Below are 19117 nucleotides of genomic sequence, written 5' to 3' on the forward strand. Positions count from 1 at the left end.
CGATGAGCACGATCTCGCCGGTCGTCTTTCCGGCGCAGCGTCCGTTGGTTCGGTGGGGGGTGTTGCGTCGGGCCCGGATCACGGTGGAGGGCGGTCGGTTGACGGTGCGGCGGCGGACGCGCACCCACCGGTGGCCGGTTGGCCCGGAGGGCGTCGCCTCGGCGGTGTACCTGCGGGGACGGCTCTGCCCCTCGGCGGCCAGGACCGGCTGGGGCACCATGGGCCTGGGACAGATCAACGACGCGGGAGGGTGCCTCCACCTGTGCGACGGAGCGGGCCGGGCGCTCGCCTGTCTCGCACTGAGTGACTGGGTGCCCGCCGGCGGGGCGCCCGTTCCGTTGTCGACGCCCGACCAGGTGCCTGCCCCGCGGCTCAGCGTGGTGCGGGACGGCGACTACCTGACACTCTCCGGCCTGGCCGACTTCCTCCGGCACCACGGGGTGGCCGTCACGGAGCACGCCGAGGGTGGGGCCCCGGAGCCGCCCCGGGCACCGGGCTTCCGAGGCACGCTGCGTCCCGGCGCGCGGGATGCCGTACCAACCCTCTTGACGTTGTTGGCCGTTGTGCAGATCCCGCTGTCGCTGTTGGCGGCGTTCTTCTTCGGCGGCCTCGCCGACACCGACCACCTGCGGTGGACGCTGTACTCCGCGCCGTTTCTGGTCTTCGCGCTCTGCGGCGTCGGGGCCGCGCTGCTGCTCGGGATCGCGGGGCTGCGGGCCGGGCGTACGGTGGCCAGCGCCGAACTGCGCCCCCGGCCGGGCGTTCCGACAACCCGCGCCTTCCAGCGGCACACCGTGCTCCGGTTCACCGAGTCGGCTATAGAACTGCGCACCGCGCAGCGGCGGATGCGGCTCATCAGCCCGCCGGCCGATCCTGTCACCGGGGTGCGGGAGGCCGTCGTCTTCGACGACGAGGGCCGGCCCTGGGGCGTGGCACTGGCGGACGAGCGCGGTGCCGTGCACGCGTTTCTGCACTGGGACACCTGGTTCGCCGGCGATCCGGAGCTGACCGGTCTTGATGACTTCTGCCGACACGCGGGCCTGGCCCAGCGACGACATCGGCTGCCCGCGTTCCCCGGCCGGCAACCGGAGGATCAGAGCGCTCGGGTCTGGCGACGGCGCGACTACGGACACCGGGACCAGTACGCGCTGCACGCCCTGCTGCCGTGGGTCTCGTTGGGTGGTCTTGTCCCGCTCTTCTACGGTGCCACCCTCTGGGAGGTGGACTGGCCGCCGTTCTTCGCCATGCTCGGCGCCGCTCTCGCTGTCGGGGTGGTGCCGTACGTGGTGCGGGGTGCCTACCGCAAGTGGTCGCTGAATCAGCTGGTGCAGCCGGTGGTCGCCGGCGCCGGGTCGCTGCTCGACAAACGGACGGGGGCGGCCTCGTGACCGCCCGGGTCCGCGTCCGCCACGTTCTCCACCCCCCACAGCTCTTCCGAACCACGCCCGACGGCCCCCGTCTGTCGGGCGTTCTCGTCCCTACGATGATCCTCAGGAGTTGTTGTCATGACGCATCCGGAACCCGAGTACGTCTTCGAGCAGGTCCAGATCGGCAAGGGGCTGAAGCCCCTGGCCCAGCACGGTTTCGTGCTCGTCGGGCAGGGCACCCTGACGCTGCTCGGCTCTGACCGGCAGCACATCGACGCCGGGCCGCTGGCGCAGGTCTCCGCCAAGCCGGTGCGGTTCACCCGTGGTCAGACGCTGTCCCTGACGGTCAACGGGAACAAGTACAACGTCTCGCCCGGCTGGGGCTCGCGCGGCGTGTTCGTGCTGCCGGGCGACACCGAGCACGTGAAGAGCGCCGCCGAGGCGCTGCGTCGGCTGATCGCCGCCGGCGGTGGCCAGGCCTAGGGCGTCTCGGCGCTGCCGCCGCCCGCCCGGCGGGCGGTGAGCCAGCGGTCGGGGGCGGCCGTCCGGCGGCCGAGGCGGGACCGCCTCGCCTGCCGGGCGACCTCCTCGGCCACGTAGCCGGCGGGCTGGAGGCGGGCGGCGGCCGTGCCGTTGGCGCCGTGGTCCACCCGGATGGTGGCCAGGCCGAGCCGCCGCTCCCACGGCCCCTGGGTGAGCCGGACGCTCTGCACCTTGGCGTGCGGGACCAGCGTGTGGACCCGCCGCAGGCGGCCGTGGCGGGCCACGAAGACCGCGTCCGTCACCCCGTGGCCGTAGCCGACCCGCCACACCGGTACCGCCCAACGGGCCTGCTGGGGCGCGGTGCGCACGCTGGCCAGCGCCTCGTCGAGCCGGACCTCGGGCAGGATGCGGGCGAGCAGTTCGCGGGCCGTCTCGCGGGTGGCGACCGGCAACAGCAGGCCGCCCTCGTTGCCCTCGCCGGCCACGTCCAGCTCGACCCGGAGCCAGCCCCGGGGCCGCCACAGCAGCGGCTCGACGATCCGGACAGCCTGCACCCGGCCGGGCGGCACGGTGGCGTGGTCGCGTTGCAACAGGCCGTGGTCCAGCCGCAGTCCGTCCGGCGACTCGCTGACCGTCCAGCCGTACTGGGTGAGGAACGCGCCCAGGCTGCCGCGCCAGATCGAGGCCAGCAGCGGCAGCAGCACCACCAGCGCGGGGAAGAAGCTGTCGGTGACCAGCCAGATCAGTGGCGTGACCAGCAGCCCGGCGAGCAGTGCGCCCCAGCCGCTGCCCAGCAGCGCCAGCGACCAGCCCAGCGTCCTGGAGTCGACCTGGTGCAGCTGGTGGGCCGGCGCCTCGCCCGCGCTGGACGCGGCCTCCGGCGCGATCCCGGCGGCGCGGGCGAGGAGTTCGGCGCGCAGCTCGGTGGCCTCGTCCTCGTCGAGGAAGGCCAGCTCGTCCGACGAACCCGAGCCGACCACGTCCATCTTGAGCTTGGCCACTCCGAACGCCCTGGCCAGCAGCGGCCGGGAGATGTCGATGGCCTGGATGCGGTCCAGCCGCAGATGGGCGGTGCGGCGGAACAACAGGCCGGTGCGGATGCGGAGTTCGGTGGCGGTGACCTGGTAGCGGGTGACCCGCCAGGAGAGGTAGCCGTAGGCGGTGGCGCCGAGCACCAGCACCACCACGGCCAGCACCAGCCAGCCGAGGCCGGCACCGCGCGCCTGGTCGCGCACCTCGGCCGCGTTCTGCAGGGCGACCGCGAAGAGGCCGGCGAGCGGGGCCCAGGCCCGCCGCCAGGGGGTGAGCGGGTGCAGCCGCTTGCCCTCGCCGGCGGGGATCTCGGCGGCGGTCGGTTCCTCGGTGGCGGTGGGCTCTTTGGCGGCGGTCGGTTCCTCGACGGCAGTGGACTTCTCGGCGGCGGTCGGTTCCTCGACGGCGGCGGACTTCTCGGTGGGTCCTCCCGCAGCGGCCTGCCCGGCCTGCCCGGCCTGCCCGGCGGGCTCGGGTGGCTCGGCGGGCTCGGCCGGTGGCTCCGGCCGGCTCACAGCCCGGCCGATCGTGCTTCGCCGAGCTCCGTCAGCCGGTCCCGCAGCCGCTCCGCCTCGGCCGGCGCCAGGCCGGGAATGGTCGCGTCGGTGGCCGCCGCCGCGGTGTGCAGCTGGAGCCTGGCCAGCCCGAACTTCCGCTCCAGCGGCCCCGAGGTGACCTCGACCAGCTGCATCCGGCCGTAGGGCACCACGGTCAGCTGCCGCCAGAGCACCCCGCGGTTGATCAGCAGGTCGTCGTCCCGCTCCAGGTAGCCCCAGGAGCGCCAGTTGCGTCCCAGCGCCCACCAGCTCCAGCCGCCGCCGGCCAGCACCGGCAGCACCAGCAGCGTCCAGAGCGGGGCGTCGAGCAGCGGTGGCAGCACCGCGCCCAGCACCGCCAGCGGGCCGAGCCAGCAGACCAGCAGCAACCGGCGCAACGAGAGCACCCCCGACTCGATGGGGCGCCAGCGTTCGTCGGCGGTCCCGGACGCGTCGCCCGGCCCCGGCCCCGGTCCCCGCGCAACCGTGTCCATGGTGGAAAGCTTAGAGCCGGCGGCCCGCGACCGGCCGCCGCCCGGCGGCGGGTGGGGTGCGGTGGCGCGCCGGGCACGCGGGCCGCGTTCCGGGGCACGACGCGGCGCGGGCCCGGGTGACAGACTGGCCGGCATGGCGGAGACGGAGACGGGCCCGGCCGCGGCCGGCACGGCCACCCACACCACGGTCGGCGTCGGCGGCGCGGCCGAGAGCACCGACATGGTGCTCAACATCGGTCCCCAACACCCCTCGACCCACGGCGTGTTGCGGTTGCGGCTGGTGCTGGACGGGGAGCGGATCTCGCAGGCCGAGCCGGTGGTCGGCTACATGCACCGCGGCGCCGAGAAGCTCTTCGAGGTGCGGGACTACCGGCAGATCGTGGTGCTGGCCAACCGGCACGACTGGCTCTCCGCGTTCGCCAACGAGCTGGGCGTGGTGCTGGCCGTGGAGCGGATGCTGGGCATGGAGGTGCCCGAGCGCGCCGTCTGGCTGCGCACCCTGCTGGCCGAGCTGAACCGGGTGCTCAACCACCTGATGTTCCTCGGCTCCTACCCGCTGGAGCTGGGCGGGATCACCCCGATGTTCTACGCGTTCACCGAACGGGAGAGCCTGCAGGGGGTGTTGGAGGAGGTCTCCGGCGGTCGGATGCACTACATGTTCAACCGGGTCGGCGGCCTGAAGGAGGAGCTGCCGGCCGGCTGGACCGGGCGGGCCAGGGCGGCGGTCGCCGAGGTGCGGGCCGGTCTGCCCCGGCTGGACGAACTGGTGCTGGGCAACGAGGTGTTCCGGGCCCGCACCCGCGGCGTCGGGGTGCTCGGCGCCGAGACGGCGCGCGCGTACGGGGTGACCGGGCCGATCGCCAGGGCCAGCGGCGTCGACTTCGACCTGCGCCGGGACGAGCCGTACCTGGCCTACGGCGAACTGGCCGACACGCTGCGGGTGGTGACCCGCACGGCGGGTGACTGCCTGGCCCGCTTCGAGGTGTTGCTCGAACAGACCAGGAACGCGCTGGAGCTGGCCGACGCCTGCCTCGACCGGCTGGCCGAGCTGCCGCCCGGGCCGGTCAACCAGCGGCTGCCGAAGGTGCTCAAGGCGCCGGAGGGCGCCACCTACGCCTGGACGGAGAACCCGCTCGGCGTCAACGGCTACTACCTGGTCTCCAAGGGCGAGAAGACGCCGCACCGGTTGAAGCTGCGCTCCGCCTCGTTCAACAACATCCAGGCGCTCCGCGAGCTGCTGCCCGGCACGCTGGTCGCCGACATGGTGGCCACCCTGGGGTCGTTCTTCTTCGTCGTGGGCGACATCGACAAGTAGCGGCCGGGCCGCCGGCCTCCCCGGCCGCCCGGTCACCGCCGTCAGTCGGCCAACGGGTCGGGGACGCCGACCGGTTGGAGGAGCCAGCCGAAGCCGCCGAGCCCGGCCGGGTCGGTGAGTTCGGCGGCGGCGCCGGCCGCACCCAGGGCCCGCAGGTAGCCGGCCGGGTCGGTGTGCGCCAGCGCCAGCGGCGGGCGCTCGCCACGCACGCCCAGCGCACGCAACGCCGCGCGCTGGCTCACCACCCGCGCGCCCCCCGCGTTCCCCACACCAGCCGGGTCCCCGCCCGCCGCCACCACGGCCGCCCCCGCCGCCGCGCAGGCGTCCAGCGCCACATGGGCCGTGAGGTCGCGGGCGCCGTCCGGCACCGGCGCCACCGGCCGCCCCCCGCGGTAGCCGGTGAGCGTGCCGGCGGCCGGCCGGTCCGCCCGCAGGTGCGCGTAGTCCACCGCCACCGCCAGCCCGCCGGCCACCGAGCCCACCGCGTCCGCCCAGGCCGCGTCCCTGGGCAGCCCGATCTCGGCCCGCTCGCCCGGCCGGCCGGACAGCGGCCACCAGCGGCGCAGCCAGGCCGCCTCGGCGCCGGCCACCGGCGGCCCCAGCCGTTCCGCGCCGTCCGCCGCGACCAGCACCCGGCGCGCCACCCCCGCCCGGTCCGTCTCGACCACCTCCAACGGCACGTTGTCCAGCCACTCGTTGGCGAACAGCAGCCCGACCGTGCCGGTCGGCGGCCGGGCGCACCAGACCACCCGCGGGTCGAGCCCCGCCGGCCGGTCGGCCACCTCGACCGCGAACGGCCGCAGCCGGCCGGCCAGTTCCGGCGGCGCCGCGGCCAGCACCCCGGTCAGCAGCTCACCCCGGCCGGCCCCGACGTCCACCAGCGCCAGCTCGCCCGGCTCGCCGAGCGCCGCGTCAACCCGGCGCAGCAGTTCCACCACCGCCCGCGCGAAGAGCGGCGAGGCGTGTACCGAGGTACGGAAGTGTGCCGCCGGGGCCTGCTCCAGGTAGAACCCGCCGGGTCCGTAGAGCGCCCTGGTCATCGCCGCGCGCCAGCCTTCCGGTCCGTGCTGCCCTGCCATGGTGAGAGGTCTCCGTCCACCTTGAGGAGTAGTTGAGCGCGTGACGTATCGGTCGTCGGGTTGACTCCACGGCCGGTCACAGTGCCTACGCTGGGTGAAGTGAACCGGCTCTATGACTTCCTCCGCCGTCACCCGACCTGGGTCGACGGCTGCTGGGCGTTGGTGCTCGTGTTCGCCTCCTTGGTCTTCGTCTTCCTCGCGATGCCGGACGACACGAAGTACGACAGCCCCGAGGTGCCCGCCGTGATCGCCACCCTGGCGATGGGCGTCGTGGTCCTGCTGCGGCGCCGCTGGCCGGCCGAGATGCTGCTGCTCGCCATTGTCACCGGTCTCTTCCAGCTGGCGACCGACGTCACCCCGCTGCCGGCCAACTTCGCGCTGCTCATGATCGGCTTCACGGTGGCGGTCGGGTCCGAGCGGTGGCCCTCCCGGCTCGGGCTGCTGATGTGTGTGGCCGCGCCCGTGCTGAGCGTGCTGCGCTGGCCGCAGGCGGAGGCCGAGTCCCTGGTGAACCGGGTGATCTCCAGCATCTTCCTGACCGGCGTCTTCTGCCTGGCCTGGGTGCTCGGCGACTCGCTGCGCACCCGCCGCGCCTACTACGCGGAGCTGGAGGAGCGCGCCGCCCGCCTGGAGCTGGAGCGGGAGACCCAGGCCCGGATGGCGGTGGCCGCGGAACGGGCCAGGATCGCCCGGGAGTTGCACGACGTGGTGGCGCACAACGTCTCCGTGATGGTGGTCCAGGCGGACGGCGCAGCCTACGTGTTGGACAGCGCTCCCGACCAGGCGCGGAACGCGCTGCGCACCATCTCGGGGACGGGCCGCCAGGCGCTCACCGAGATGCGCCGGCTGCTGGGCGTGCTGCGCACCGAGGACAGCGCGGTCAGCGCCCAGGACTACGTGCCGCAGCCGGGCGTCGAGCAGCTCACCGAGCTGGTCGACCAGGTGCGGGACACCGGCCTGCCCGTCGACTTCCGGGTCTCCGGCACCCCCAGGCCGCTGCCCAGCGGCGTCGAGCTGACCGCCTACCGGATCGTCCAGGAGGCCCTCACCAACACCCGCAAGCACGGCGGCCCGGACGCGGGCGCGACGGTCACCCTGGAGTACGGCGGGGACGCGCTGACGGTGCTGGCCGAGGACGACGGCCGCGGCGCCCAGCAGGAGCTGTACGAGGGCGGCGGCGCGGACGGCCAGGGGCACGGGCTGATCGGCATGCGGGAGCGGGTCGGCATGGTGAACGGCCTGCTGGTCGCCGGCCCCCGCCCCGGCGGCGGCTTCCGGATCAGCGCCACCCTGCCGCTCAACGAGCGGCCGTAGCACGGGGGTCCGTCCCGGTGGGCGGCGCCCGGCCGCGCCCGGGCAGGCCCTAGAGTTCCAGCGGTTCCGTAGTGCCGAGGGCGCCAGTGGCGCCAGCCGAGGAGGGGCGGTCCCGATGCCGATCCGAGTGATGCTCGTGGACGACCAGGCGCTGCTGCGCACCGGCTTCCGGATGGTGCTCTCCGCCCAGCCGGACATCACGGTGGCCGCCGAGGCCGGCGACGGCGTCGAGGCGTTGGAGCGGCTGCGGGACACCGAGATCGACGTGGTGCTGATGGACGTCCGGATGCCGCGGCTGGACGGCGTCGAGACGACCCGCCGGATCTGCCGGGACGGCGCCGGCGGTCCGGGCGAGCCCCGGGTGCTGATCCTGACCACCTTCGACCTCGACGAGTACGCCTTCAGTGGCCTGCGGGCCGGCGCCTCGGGCTTCCTGCTCAAGGACGTGCCGCCGGACGAGCTGCTCGCCTCCATCCGCGCGGTGCACAGTGGCGACGCGGTGGTGGCGCCGTCCACCACCCGCCGGCTGCTCGACCGGTTCGTCACCCTGCTGCCGGGACCCGACCACCGGCGGGCGCCGGAGCTGGACCTGCTGACCGACCGGGAGCGCGAGGTGCTGCTGCTGATCGCGCAGGGCCTGTCCAACGCGGAGATCGCCGGCCGGCTGTTCGTCTCCGAGGCGACCGTGAAGACCCATGTGGGCCGGGTGCTCGGCAAGTTGCAGCTCCGCGACCGGGTGCAGGCGGTGGTGCTGGCCTACGAGGCCGGTCTGGTGCGGGCCGGCGGCCGACAGGGCAGCGGCGGCCCGGGCCGGGCGCCGTAGCATGAGAGGGACGTCCGGTACCGCAGGGACGGCCCGGAACGCCCGATCAGGAAGAGAAGCCACGTGAACCCCGCCTCAGCGCCCCGACCCACCGAGGCGGCCGACCGCCCGGCCCGGCTGCGCGTCGGCGTGGTCGGCGCCGGCCGGGTGGGTCCGGTGCTGGCCGCCGCGCTGCGGCTGGCCGGACACCAGCCGGTCGCGGCCTCCGGCGTCTCCGACGCCTCCCGCCGCCGCGCCGAGGCGCTGCTGCCCGGTGTGCCGCTGGTCGCCCCCGACGAGGTGCTGGCCGCGTCCGACCTGGTGCTGCTGACGGTGCCGGACGACGCGCTGCCGCCGCTGGTCGCCGGCCTCGCCGAGACCGGCGCGATCCGCCCTGGGCAGCTGCTGGTGCACACCTCGGGCCGGTTCGGGGTCGGGGTGCTCGACCCGGCGCTGCGGGCCGGCGCGCTCCCGCTGGCGCTGCACCCGGTGATGACGTTCGCCGGCTCCTCGGTCGACGTGCAGCGGCTGGCCGGCTGTTCGTTCGGCGTGACGGCCCCGGCGGAGCTGCGGATGGCGGCCGAGGCGCTGGTCATCGAGATGGGCGGCGAGCCGGAGTGGATCGAGGAGCGGGACCGCGCGCTCTACCACGCGGCCCTGGCGATGGGCGCCAACCACCTGGTCACCCTGGTCGCCCAGTCCCTCGACGTGCTGCGCGAGGTGGGCGTGGCGGCGCCGGACCGGATGCTGGGCCCGCTGCTGGGCGCCGCGCTGGACAACGCGCTGCGCTCCGGCGACGCCGCGCTGACCGGCCCGGTGGCCCGTGGCGACGCGGGCACGGTCGCCGCGCACCTCGACGAGCTGCGCGCGCACGCCCCCGGGACGCTGGCCAGCTACCTGGCGCTGGCCCGCACCACCGCCGACCGCGCCCTGGACCACGGCCTGCTGCGGCCGGAGTCCGCCGAGGCGCTGCTGGACGTGCTGGCTGGCCGCCCCGACGGCGGCCCGGGCGGCGGCGCCGGTGGCCCGGGTGGCCAAGGAACGGACGGAGCTGACCGATGACCCTGACCGTGACGCGCACCGCCGCCGAGCTGCGGGCGCACGAGGCGCCCGGCCGGCGGCGGGCCGTGGTGATGACGCTGGGCGCCCTGCACGAGGGGCACGCGGCCAACATCCGCGCCGCCAGGGAGCGGGTCGGCCCCGCCGGGCAGGTCGTGGTGACGGTCTACGTGAACCCGCTCCAGTTCGGCGCCGGCGAGGACTTCGACCGCTACCCGCGCACCCTGGACGCCGACCTGGCGCTGGCCGAGGCGGCCGGCGCCGACCTGCTCTTCGCCCCCACGGACGCCGAGATGTACCCGACCGGGCGGCCGCTGGTGACGCTGGCCGCCGGCCCGCTGGGCGAGCGGCTGGAGGGCGCGTCCCGGCCCGGCCACTTCGACGGGATGCTCACCGTGGTCGCCAAGCTGCTCCACCTCACCCGCGCCGACCTGGCGACCTTCGGCGAGAAGGACGCCCAACAGCTGGCGCTGGTCCGCCGGATGGTGCGGGACCTGGACTTCCCGGTGGAGATCGTGCCGGTGCCGACCGTCCGGGAGCCGGACGGGCTGGCCCGGTCCAGCCGGAACCGCTACCTCTCGGCGGCCGAGCGGCGCACCGCGCTGGCGCTCTCCGGGGCGCTCGCCGCCGCGGCCGCGCGGCCGGACGCGGCCGGCGCCCGCGCCGCGGCGGACGCCGTGCTGGCCGAGGCGGCCGGCCAGGACCCGCCCCTTGAGCTGGACTACCTGGCCCTGCTCGACCCGGCCGACCTGCTGGAGGTCGCCGACGACCACGTCGGGGACGCGCTGCTGGCGGTCGCCGCCCGGGTCGGCGCCACCCGGCTGATCGACAACCGCACGCTGACACTGCGCGGCCCGGCATGAGCGCCGCCCGGCCGCTGGCCCCCGGGATAGCCGGGCCGCTGCCCGCGCCGCCGCCCGGCTGGGCGATCGAGGCGGACGTGGTGGTGGTCGGCTCCGGCGTCGCCGGCCTGACGGCCGCGCTGCGCTGCGCCGCCGCCGGCCGGCGGACGGTGATCGTCACCAAGGCCCGGCTGGACGACGGCTCGACCCGCTGGGCGCAGGGCGGCATCGCCGCCGCGCTGGGCGCCGGCGACAGTCCCGAGCAGCACCTGGCCGACACCCTGGTGGCCGGCGCCGGCCTCTGCGACGAGCGCGCGGTGCGCACCCTCGTCACCGAGGGCCCGGCGGCGGTGCGCCGGCTGATCGCGCTGGGCGCCACGTTCGACACCGAGCCGGGCGGCGACCTCTCGCTGACCCGCGAGGGCGGCCACCACCGGCGGCGCATCGCGCACGCCGGCGGCGACGCCACCGGCGCGGAGATCTCCCGGGCGCTGCTGGCCGCGGTCCGCGCCGCGGGCATCGAGACGGTGCGCCACGCGCTCGCCCTCGACCTGCTGAAGGACGCCGACGGCCGGGCCGCCGGGGTCACCCTGCACGTGATGGGCGAGGGCCGGCACGACGGGGTCGGCGCGGTGCTGGCGCCGGCCGTCGTGCTGGCCACCGGCGGCATGGGCCAGGTCTTCTCGGCCACCACCAACCCCCCGGTCTCCACCGGGGACGGGGTGGCGCTGGCGCTGCGCGCCGGGGCCGAGGTCTCGGACCTGGAGTTCGTCCAGTTCCACCCGACGGTGCTCTACCTGGGCGCGGACGCCGAGGGGCAGCAGCCGCTGATCTCCGAGGCGGTGCGCGGCGAGGGCGCCCACCTGGTGGACGCGGCCGGCGTCCGCTTCCTGCTCGGCCAGCACGAGCTGGCCGAGCTGGCCCCGCGGGACATCGTCGCCAAGGCCATCACCCGCCGGATGCGCGAGCTGGGCACCGAGCACATGTACCTGGACGCCCGGCACTTCGGTGCCGCGATGTGGGAGCGCAGGTTTCCCACCATCCTGGCCGCCTGCCGGACGCACGGCATCGATCCGGTCACCGACCTGGTCCCGGTGGCCCCGGCCGCGCACTACGCCTCCGGCGGGGTGCGCACCGACCTGGCCGGCCGCACCACGGTGCCCGGCCTCTACGCCTGCGGCGAGGTGGCCTGCACCGGGGTGCACGGCGCCAACCGGCTGGCCTCCAACTCGCTGCTCGAAGGGCTGGTCTTCGCGGAGCGGATCGCGGCGGCGGTGCTCGGCGACGCCCCCGTCGCCGGCCCGCCGGTGCCGCCGCCGGCCGCCGGCCAGCCGTCCTGGCTGCTCCCGCCGGAGGCCCGCGGCACGGTCCAGCGGCTGATGACGGCCGGCGCCGGGGTGCTGCGGTCCGCCGCCGGGCTGGCCGAGACGGCCGCCGCGCTGGACGCGTTGGCCGACGGCGACGACCGGAAGCCGGCCGAGCCGGGCGCCGACACCTGGGAGACGGCTAACCTGCGTCTGGTCGCCCGGGTGCTGGTCGCCGTGGCCCAGGGGCGCGCGGAGACCCGCGGCAGTCACTGGCGCGAGGACCACCCAGGACCCGACGAGGCGTCGGGGCGGCACCACCTGGTCGCCGCCCTGCGCCCCGGAGCGGCGGGGCCCCGCCTCGCCGTCCACCCCACCGAATCGACCGCGTTCCCCGACGGCCCGGTCGTCCCCTAGGAGAGCCTTCACCGTGACCAGCCCCCGAACCCCAGGCACCCCGCCGGCGCCGCCGGTCGAGCTGACCCTGCTGCCGATCGGCGGCCGCCCGGCGGCGGACGAGCCGGTCGGCGGCTGCGGCGACGGCTGCGGCTGTGGCGCCGGCCCCGAGGCCGACGCCGACTTCGACCCGCTGACCTGCGGGCTCGACCCGGAGCTGGCCGCGCTGCTGACCGCGGCCGGCCTGGACCCGGTGCTCGTCGAGGACATCGCGCACCTGGCCGTCGAGGAGGACCTGGACCAGGGGGTGGACGTGACCACCGTGGCCACCATCCCCGAGACGGCTGTCGCCACCGCCGACTTCACCGCCCGGCAGGCCGGCACGGTGGCCGGGCTGCGGGTCGCCGAGGCGGTGCTCTCGGTGGTCTGCACCGACGAGCTGGAGGTGGAGCGGCTGGTCGAGGACGGCGACCGGGTCGAGGCCGGCCAGGTGCTGCTCTCGGTCACCACCCGCACCCGTGACCTGCTGACCGGCGAGCGGTCCGCGCTCAACCTGCTCTGCCGGCTCTCCGGCATCGCCACCGCGACCCGCGCCTGGGCGGACGCCCTGGCCGGCACGGGGACCCGGGTCAGGGACACCCGCAAGACCACGCCGGGGCTGCGCGCCCTGGAGAAGTACGCGGTGCGCTGCGGCGGCGGCGTCAACCACCGGATGTCGCTCTCCGACGCGGCGCTGATCAAGGACAACCACGTGATCGCCGCCGGCGGGGTGGCCGAGGCGTTCCGCCGGGTGCGGGCCGAGTTCCCCGGCGTGCCGGTCGAGGTCGAGGTGGACCGTCTCGACCAGATCGAGCCGGTGCTGGCGGAGGGCGCCGACCTGCTGCTGCTGGACAACTTCAGCCCGGAGCAGACGGCGGCGGCGGTCGAGCTGGTCGCCGGCCGGGCCGAGCTGGAGTCTTCCGGGCGGCTGACCCTGGCGGACGCCGCCGACTACGCGGCCACCGGCGTCACCTACCTGGCGGTCGGCGCGCTCACCCACTCGGCGCCGATCCTGGACATCGGTCTCGACCTCCGTTCCGAGGGGCGCGACTGACCATGCTGCTCACCATCGACGTCGGGAACACGCACACCGTCCTCGGCCTCTTCGACGGCGAGGAGATCGTCGAGCACTGGCGGATCTCCACGGACGCCCGCCGCACCGCGGACGAGCTGGCCGTGCTCCTGCAGGGCCTGATGGGGATGCACCCGCTGCTCGGCGAGGAGCTGGGCGACGGGATCGACGGCATCGCCATCTGCTCCACCGTGCCGTCCGTGCTGCACGAGCTGCGCGAGGTGACCCGGCGCTACTACGGGGACATCCCGGCGGTGCTGGTCGAGCCGGGAGTGAAGACCGGGGTGCCGATCCTCACCGACAATCCCAAGGAGGTCGGCGCCGACCGGATCATCAACGCGGTCGCCGCCGTCGAGCTGTACGGCGGCCCCTGCATCGTGGTCGACTTCGGCACCGCCACCACCTACGACGCGGTCTCCGCGCGCGGCGAGTACGCGGGTGGCGCCATCGCCCCCGGGATCGAGATCTCGGTGGAGGCACTGGGGCTGCGCGGCGCCCAGCTGCACAAGGTGGAGCTGGCCAGGCCACGGCACGTGATCGGCAAGAACACCGTGGAGTCCATGCAGTCCGGCATCCTCTACGGCTTCGCCGGCCAGGTGGACGGCATGGTGGAGCGGATGTCCCGGGAGCTGGCGGACGACCCGGACGACGTGACGGTGATCGCCACCGGCGGGGTCGCGCCGCTGGTGCTGCGCGAGTCGACGGTGATCGACGAGCACGAGCCGTGGCTGACCCTGATCGGGCTGCGGATGGTCTACGAACGGAACATCTCGCGGCTCTGACGGCTCGCCGCCGGGGTTTCCGGGAACACGCCGCCGACCGACAATGAGCCGGGATTGTCTGTTTAGTAATTAAAGTCGGTTTATGGCTATGTCTCAGACTTCCTCCCCCGCTCCCGGCGGCGACGGGGACGACAACCGTGAGCAGCAGTCAGGCCGGCCGGCGGCCCGCCGGCCGATGCCCACCCCCGCGGACGTCTTCCCGCCGCGCCGCAAGCGCCCCGCGCCGCCGCCCGCCGCCCCGGGCGGCGAGGACGACGAGAGCGGCGGGGCGGGGGAGCGCGCCGAAGGGGAGGAGTGAGGAGAAGCCGGCACAAGGCGGTCGGTAGGCTGGCTCACCCGAGCAGCCCCAAGGAGGCCGATTCCCCGTGGACTATCTCGCCGCGCTCTTCGCCCCCACGGTGATGGCCATCGCCTTCACCTGCCTGATCGTGACCATCGTGCGCAGCCAGGGCGGCGCCAACAAGTACAAGGAGGACGCCGCCGTGGACGCGGCGCTGGCCGCGGCCAGCGCCAAGCCGGCCGCCCCCGCCGAATCCGAGCGGGGCGGCGCCACGCGCTCGGCCGACTGACGCCGGCTTCCCGCGGAGCGCCGGGGCGGGGCGGCAGAGCGCCCGTTTTGTCCCGGCGGCACTATTGTGCTTCCTGTGCCTCGGCCTTTGGGAGAGTTGGAAGACGCGGTGATGACCCGCGTGTGGGAGTGGAACCGCCCGGTGACGGTGCGGGAAGTTCTCGAAGATCTGCGCCAGGAGCGTTCGATCGCCTATACGACGGTGATGACGGTTCTGGACAACCTGCATCAGAAGGGCTGGGTCCGCCGGGAGCAGGAGGGGCGCGCCTATCGCTATGAGGCGATCTCCACCCGGGCCGCGTACTCGGCCGCTTTGATGAATGACGCGTGGTCGGAGAGCGACAACCCGGCGGCGGCACTCGTGGCATTCTTCGGCATGATGTCACCCGAGCAGACGGCGGCATTGCGCGGGGCCCTGCGGGTCGTGGATGTGCCCGGAGTTCGGGTGACCGCCCCCGAAGAGGAAGACGACGCGCCGCAGCGATAACCTCGCGGCTGTGTCGGAAACCGCAACTGAAGTCACCGTGCGCCGGGCGAGGACTACCGATGTCGCGGCCGTGCGCCGGCTCATCGACGCGTACGCCCGGCAGGGCATCCTGCTGGACAAGGCGACGGTCACCCTTTACGAGGACATTCAGGAGTTCTGGGTGGCCGAGCGGGACGACGACGCCGCGGTGGTGGCCTGCGGCGCCCTGCACGTGATGTGGGAGGACCTGGCCGAGGTGCGCACCCTGGCGGTGGATCCGGCGGTGAAGGGTCGGGGGGTGGGGCACCGGCTGCTGGAGAAGCTGGTCGGGACCGCCAGGTGGCTCGGGGTTCGTCGCATTTTCTGTCTCACCTTCGAAGTCGAGTTCTTCGCCCGGCACGGCTTCGTGGAGATCGGTGACGCCCCGGTGGACGGGGATGTCTACAGTGAGCTGCTGCGTTCCTATGACGAGGGTGTCGCCGAGTTCCTTGGTCTGGAACGCGTCAAGCCCAACACTTTGGGTAACAGCCGGATGCTGTTGCATCTCTGAATCATGTGACGAGCGGAGGTTATGTCCGAATCGTCCTGTCCTGTCTTATGGGTGGCCTCGTAATCTCGCCCCGGGGTTTGTGTTTTTCCGGCATCGGCGGTTTGATTACTTCCGCAGTACCCCTAATGGTATTCGGAACTATGAAAGAGGAGTAGCCCGGTGGCACAGAAGGTTCAGGTCCTTCTCCTCGATGACCTCAGCGGGGGCGAGGCGGACGAGACAGTTACGTTCGCGCTCGACGGGAAGACTTACGAGATCGACCTCAACTCCGAAAACGCTGACAAGCTGCGGGACGCCCTTGACCCCTATGTCAAGGCGGGGCGGCGGGCCGGTAGTGGACGGCCGGCGCGGGGTCGTGGCCGCGGCGCCGCCGCGGGCGCGACGTCCGGTGGCGCCACCCAGGACACCGCGAAAATCCGTGCGTGGGCCAAGGAGAACGGATACGAGGTCAATGACCGGGGTCGCGTTCCCGCGAACATCCGCGAGGCCTACGAGAAGGCCGGCGTCTGAGGGACCAGACGGTGACCGGCCCCTCGTCCCCGCCGACCCCCGTCGGCGCGGCCGCGGAGCCCCGGTCCCTGTACGGGGGGTCGCCGTGTGCGGCCCCCCGAGGCGTGTCCGGCCTGGTCGGCCGGGCGTGACAGCCCGCCCGGGTGCCGCCACTCAGGGTGTCCGCGTTCGCCTGTAGCGGATGTCCGGCCGCTCGGCGGCATGGAGTGTCAGCCTTGGGGGGTAAGAAGTCCCTCATAGGTGAGGGGGCGGTGGTTGTGGGCCATGACCGGCATTCCGGGGTGCGTTCGCCATCGGCGTAGTCGTCTCGGGCGCTCTGTCTTGGCCTGCGGGAACATCGTCTCGCACTATCGGGTTGGAGCTGTTGTCGCCTGTTCGGGGCACGGAGCCGGGGACAGGAGCACACCGTTGGAATGAGCGGTCCCCCGTTGCGGGACTAAGCTGCGGAAGGACAGGGAGGGGACCGACCCCTTTACTGCCTGACCGCTCTGAGGAGCGATTATCGATGTTCGAGAGGTTCACCGACCGCGCGCGGCGGGTTGTCGTCCTGGCTCAGGAAGAAGCCCGGATGCTCAACCACAACTACATCGGCACTGAGCACATCCTTCTGGGCCTGATCCACGAGGGTGAGGGTGTCGCCGCTAAGGCCCTGGAGAGCCTCGGGATCTCGCTTGAGGCGGTCCGTCAGCAGGTGGAGGAGATCATCGGGCAGGGCCAGCAGGCGCCGTCCGGCCACATCCCCTTCACCCCCAGGGCCAAGAAGGTCCTGGAGCTGTCGCTCCGGGAGGCACTCCAGCTCGGCCACAACTACATCGGCACCGAGCACATCCTGCTCGGCCTGATTCGCGAGGGCGAGGGCGTCGCCGCCCAGGTCCTGGTGAAGCTCGGCGCCGACCTGAACCGGGTGCGGCAGCAGGTCATCCAGCTGCTCTCCGGCTACTCCGGCGGCAAGGAGGCGGCCACGGCCGGCGCCCCGGCCGAGGGCACGCCGTCCACCTCCCTGGTGCTCGACCAGTTCGGCCGGAACCTCACCCAGGCGGCTCGGGAGACCAAGCTCGACCCGGTGATCGGGCGCGAGAAGGAGATCGAGCGGGTCATGCAGGTGCTGTCCCGCCGCACCAAGAACAACCCGGTGCTGATCGGCGAGCCCGGCGTCGGCAAGACCGCCGTCGTCGAGGGGCTGGCGCAGGCCATCGTCAAGGGCGAGGTGCCCGAGACCCTCAAGGACAAGCACCTCTACACCCTGGACCTCGGCGCGCTGGTCGCCGGCTCCCGCTACCGCGGTGACTTCGAGGAGCGCCTGAAGAAGGTCCTCAAGGAGATCCGCACCCGCGGCGACATCATCCTGTTCATCGACGAGCTGCACACCCTGGTCGGGGCGGGCGCCGCCGAGGGCGCGATCGACGCCGCCAGCATCCTCAAGCCGATGCTGGCCCGCGGCGAGCTGCAGACGATCGGTGCCACCACGCTCGACGAGTACCGCAAGTACCTGGAGAAGGACGCGGCCCTGGAGCGCCGCTTCCAGCCCATCCAGGTCGCGGAGCCGTCGCTGCCGCACACCATCGAGATCCTCAAGGGCCTGCGGGACCGCTACGAGGCGCACCACCGGGTCTCCATCACGGACGCCGCCCTGGTCGCCGCCGCGCAGCTGGCCGACCGCTACATCTCGGACCGCTTCCTGCCCGACAAGGCGATCGACCTGATCGACGAGGCCGGCTCGCGGATGCGCATCCGCCGGATGACGGCCCCGCCGGACCTGCGCGAGTTCGACGAGAAGATCGCGAACGTGCGTCGGGAGAAGGAGTCCGCGATCGACTCGCAGGACTTCGAGAAGGCCGCCTCGCTGCGGGACGACGAGAAGCAGCTGCTCACCGCGAAGGCCCAGCGGGAGAAGGAGTGGAAGGCCGGCGACATGGACGTCGTCGCCGAGGTGGACGAGGACCTCATCGCCGAGGTGCTGGCCGCTTCCACCGGCATCCCGGTCTTCAAGCTGACCGAGGAGGAGTCCTCGCGACTGCTGCGCATGGAGGACGAGCTGCACAAGCGCGTCATCGGCCAGCAGGACGCGATCAAGGCGCTCTCCCAGGCCATCCGCCGCACCCGGGCGGGCCTGAAGGACCCGAAGCGGCCCGGCGGCTCGTTCATCTTCGCCGGCCCGTCCGGCGTCGGTAAGACCGAGCTGTCCAAGACGCTGGCGGAGTTCCTCTTCGGCGACGAGGACGCGCTGATCTCCCTCGACATGTCGGAGTTCGGCGAGAAGCACACGGTCTCCCGGCTCTTCGGCTCCCCGCCCGGCTACGTCGGGTACGAGGAGGGCGGCCAGCTCACCGAGAAGGTGCGCCGCAAGCCGTTCTCCGTGGTCCTCTTCGACGAGGTCGAGAAGGCCCACCCGGACATCTTCAACTCCCTGTTGCAGATCCTGGAGGACGGTCGGCTGACCGACTCCCAGGGCCGGGTGGTCGACTTCAAGAACACCGTCATCATCATGACGACCAACCTCGGTACCCGGGACATCTCCAAGGGCTTCAACCTCGGCTTCGCGGTGGCCGGCGACGTCGCCACCGGGTACGAGCGGATGAAGGCCAAGGTCAACGACGAGCTGAAGCAGCACTTCCGCCCGGAGTTCCTGAACCGTGTCGACGACACCGTGGTGTTCCACCAGCTCACCCAGGAAGACATCATCAAGATCGTCGACCTGATGATCGCGCAGGTGGACGAGCGGTTGAAGGACCGAGACATGGCGATCGAGCTGTCCACGGACGCCAAGGAGCTGCTGGCCAAGCGCGGGTACGACCCGGTGCTCGGCGCTCGGCCGCTGCGGCGCACCATCCAGCGCGACATCGAGGACGTGCTCTCCGAGAAGATCCTCTTCGGTGAGCTGCGCCCCGGTCACATCGTGGTGGTGGACACCGAGGGCGAGGGCAAGGACCGCTCCTTCACCTTCCGGGGTGAGGAGAAGTCCGCGCTGCCGGACACGCCGCTGGTGGAGCAGGCCGCCAAGGGCGGGCCGAAGCTCTCCAAGGACTGAGGCTCTCCTCGGCCCCCGCACGGCAACGGGCGGGCGTCCCCGCGACCACACGGTCGCCGGGGGCGCCCGCCCGCCGCGT

The 19117-nt window shown here is 73.5% G+C and carries 19 protein-coding genes; 16 read left to right on the top strand and 3 right to left on the bottom strand.

What is annotated here, in order from left to right; all coding sequences use genetic code 11:
* The first annotated feature begins 2 nt into the window (after positions 1-2).
* Entirely contained in the window at positions 3-1388 is a 1386-nt protein-coding gene (locus RM844_RS24960) for a hypothetical protein (protein WP_311669614.1), read from the top strand.
* 117 nt (positions 1389-1505) lie between these two features.
* The gene (locus tag RM844_RS24965; protein ID WP_311669615.1) at positions 1506-1850 is read left to right on the top strand and encodes a hypothetical protein; all 345 of its coding nucleotides are present in this window, start codon (positions 1506-1508) and stop codon (positions 1848-1850) included.
* Here RM844_RS24965 and RM844_RS24970 read toward each other — a convergent pair.
* Together RM844_RS24970 and RM844_RS24975 are read right to left on the bottom strand one after the other, a co-directional pair.
* Positions 1847-3397, bottom strand: a complete 1551-nt coding sequence (locus RM844_RS24970) for a PH domain-containing protein (protein ID WP_311669616.1) — start codon at positions 3395-3397, stop codon at positions 1847-1849. The genes RM844_RS24965 and RM844_RS24970 overlap by 4 nt on opposite strands.
* Positions 3394-3912 (bottom strand): PH domain-containing protein, encoded by a 519-nt coding sequence (locus tag RM844_RS24975; protein WP_311669617.1) that lies wholly within the window; start codon positions 3910-3912, stop codon positions 3394-3396. Before RM844_RS24975 ends, RM844_RS24970 begins: the two co-directional genes overlap by 4 nt.
* Before the next feature lie 133 nt (positions 3913-4045).
* Here RM844_RS24975 and RM844_RS24980 point away from each other — a divergent pair, with 133 nt between their 5' ends.
* On the top strand, positions 4046-5227 hold the full coding sequence (locus tag RM844_RS24980) for an NADH-quinone oxidoreductase subunit D (protein ID WP_311669618.1): 1182 nt from the start codon (positions 4046-4048) through the stop codon (positions 5225-5227).
* 41 nt (positions 5228-5268) lie between these two features.
* Here RM844_RS24980 and RM844_RS24985 read toward each other — a convergent pair whose 3' ends face one another.
* Positions 5269-6306 carry an SAM-dependent methyltransferase gene (locus tag RM844_RS24985; RefSeq protein ID WP_311669619.1) on the bottom strand — a complete coding sequence of 346 codons (1038 nt, stop codon included), beginning with the start codon at positions 6304-6306 and terminating at the stop codon, positions 5269-5271.
* 99 nt (positions 6307-6405) lie between these two features.
* Here RM844_RS24985 and RM844_RS24990 point away from each other — a divergent pair, with 99 nt between their 5' ends.
* The 13 genes from RM844_RS24990 (at position 6406) to RM844_RS25050 (ending at position 19038) form a co-directional block, all read left to right on the top strand.
* Positions 6406-7620: a sensor histidine kinase gene (locus RM844_RS24990; RefSeq protein WP_311669620.1), complete on the top strand. Its 1215-nt coding sequence runs from the start codon at positions 6406-6408 to the stop codon at positions 7618-7620.
* A 115-nt stretch (positions 7621-7735) separates the two neighbouring features.
* Entirely contained in the window at positions 7736-8443 is a 708-nt protein-coding gene (locus tag RM844_RS24995) for a response regulator transcription factor (RefSeq protein ID WP_311669621.1), read from the top strand.
* 63 nt (positions 8444-8506) lie between these two features.
* Complete coding sequence (locus RM844_RS25000; RefSeq protein WP_311669622.1) at positions 8507-9484, top strand: Rossmann-like and DUF2520 domain-containing protein; 978 nt, start codon at positions 8507-8509, stop codon at positions 9482-9484.
* Entirely contained in the window at positions 9481-10344 is an 864-nt protein-coding gene (panC, locus tag RM844_RS25005) for a pantoate--beta-alanine ligase (RefSeq protein WP_311669623.1), read from the top strand. The genes RM844_RS25000 and panC overlap by 4 nt, the downstream gene beginning before the upstream one ends.
* A complete protein-coding gene (locus tag RM844_RS25010; RefSeq protein WP_311669624.1) occupies positions 10341-12044 on the top strand; it encodes an L-aspartate oxidase in 1704 nt (567 codons plus the stop codon). The genes panC and RM844_RS25010 overlap by 4 nt, the downstream gene beginning before the upstream one ends.
* A 13-nt stretch (positions 12045-12057) precedes the next feature.
* Positions 12058-13116, top strand: coding sequence for a carboxylating nicotinate-nucleotide diphosphorylase (gene nadC / locus RM844_RS25015; protein WP_311669625.1), 1059 nt, complete (start codon positions 12058-12060; stop codon positions 13114-13116).
* A gap of 2 nt (positions 13117-13118) precedes the next feature.
* The gene (locus RM844_RS25020; RefSeq protein WP_311669626.1) at positions 13119-13916 is read left to right on the top strand and encodes a type III pantothenate kinase; all 798 of its coding nucleotides are present in this window, start codon (positions 13119-13121) and stop codon (positions 13914-13916) included.
* Positions 13917-13998: 82 nt separating this feature from the next.
* Positions 13999-14214 (top strand): hypothetical protein, encoded by a 216-nt coding sequence (locus tag RM844_RS25025; protein WP_311669627.1) that lies wholly within the window; start codon positions 13999-14001, stop codon positions 14212-14214.
* A gap of 67 nt (positions 14215-14281) precedes the next feature.
* Positions 14282-14485 (top strand): hypothetical protein, encoded by a 204-nt coding sequence (locus RM844_RS25030; RefSeq protein ID WP_311669628.1) that lies wholly within the window; start codon positions 14282-14284, stop codon positions 14483-14485.
* 75 nt (positions 14486-14560) lie between these two features.
* A complete protein-coding gene (locus tag RM844_RS25035; protein WP_311669629.1) occupies positions 14561-14971 on the top strand; it encodes a BlaI/MecI/CopY family transcriptional regulator in 411 nt (136 codons plus the stop codon).
* A 10-nt stretch (positions 14972-14981) separates the two neighbouring features.
* Positions 14982-15500, top strand: coding sequence for an amino-acid N-acetyltransferase (locus RM844_RS25040; RefSeq protein ID WP_311669630.1), 519 nt, complete (start codon positions 14982-14984; stop codon positions 15498-15500).
* A 159-nt stretch (positions 15501-15659) separates the two neighbouring features.
* Positions 15660-16010 carry a histone-like nucleoid-structuring protein Lsr2 gene (locus RM844_RS25045; protein ID WP_311669631.1) on the top strand — a complete coding sequence of 117 codons (351 nt, stop codon included), beginning with the start codon at positions 15660-15662 and terminating at the stop codon, positions 16008-16010.
* Positions 16011-16515: 505 nt separating this feature from the next.
* On the top strand, positions 16516-19038 hold the full coding sequence (locus RM844_RS25050; protein ID WP_311669632.1) for an ATP-dependent Clp protease ATP-binding subunit: 2523 nt from the start codon (positions 16516-16518) through the stop codon (positions 19036-19038).
* The last annotated feature ends 79 nt before the right edge of the window (positions 19039-19117 follow it).

It is taken from the genome of Streptomyces chisholmiae, assembly GCF_031845445.1.
GTDB classification, from domain to species: Bacteria; Actinomycetota; Actinomycetes; order Streptomycetales; family Streptomycetaceae; genus Streptomyces; species Streptomyces chisholmiae.

What these genes read in the sequence shown, in the direction of transcription:
- RM844_RS24960 (WP_311669614.1), top strand. Translation starts at nt 3, where the DNA reads ATGAGCACGATCTCGCCGGTCGTCTTTCCGGCGCAGCGTCCGTTGGTT.
- RM844_RS24965 (WP_311669615.1), top strand. Translation starts at nt 1,506, where the DNA reads ATGACGCATCCGGAACCCGAGTACGTCTTCGAGCAGGTCCAGATCGGC.
- RM844_RS24975 (WP_311669617.1), bottom strand. Translation starts at nt 3,912, where the DNA reads ATGGACACGGTTGCGCGGGGACCGGGGCCGGGGCCGGGCGACGCGTCC.
- RM844_RS24980 (WP_311669618.1), top strand. Translation starts at nt 4,046, where the DNA reads ATGGCGGAGACGGAGACGGGCCCGGCCGCGGCCGGCACGGCCACCCAC.
- RM844_RS24985 (WP_311669619.1), bottom strand. Translation starts at nt 6,306, where the DNA reads ATGGCAGGGCAGCACGGACCGGAAGGCTGGCGCGCGGCGATGACCAGG.
- RM844_RS24995 (WP_311669621.1), top strand. Translation starts at nt 7,736, where the DNA reads ATGCCGATCCGAGTGATGCTCGTGGACGACCAGGCGCTGCTGCGCACC.
- panC (WP_311669623.1), top strand. Translation starts at nt 9,481, where the DNA reads ATGACCCTGACCGTGACGCGCACCGCCGCCGAGCTGCGGGCGCACGAG.
- RM844_RS25010 (WP_311669624.1), top strand. Translation starts at nt 10,341, where the DNA reads ATGAGCGCCGCCCGGCCGCTGGCCCCCGGGATAGCCGGGCCGCTGCCC.
- RM844_RS25020 (WP_311669626.1), top strand. Translation starts at nt 13,119, where the DNA reads ATGCTGCTCACCATCGACGTCGGGAACACGCACACCGTCCTCGGCCTC.
- RM844_RS25025 (WP_311669627.1), top strand. Translation starts at nt 13,999, where the DNA reads ATGGCTATGTCTCAGACTTCCTCCCCCGCTCCCGGCGGCGACGGGGAC.
- RM844_RS25050 (WP_311669632.1), top strand. Translation starts at nt 16,516, where the DNA reads ATGTTCGAGAGGTTCACCGACCGCGCGCGGCGGGTTGTCGTCCTGGCT.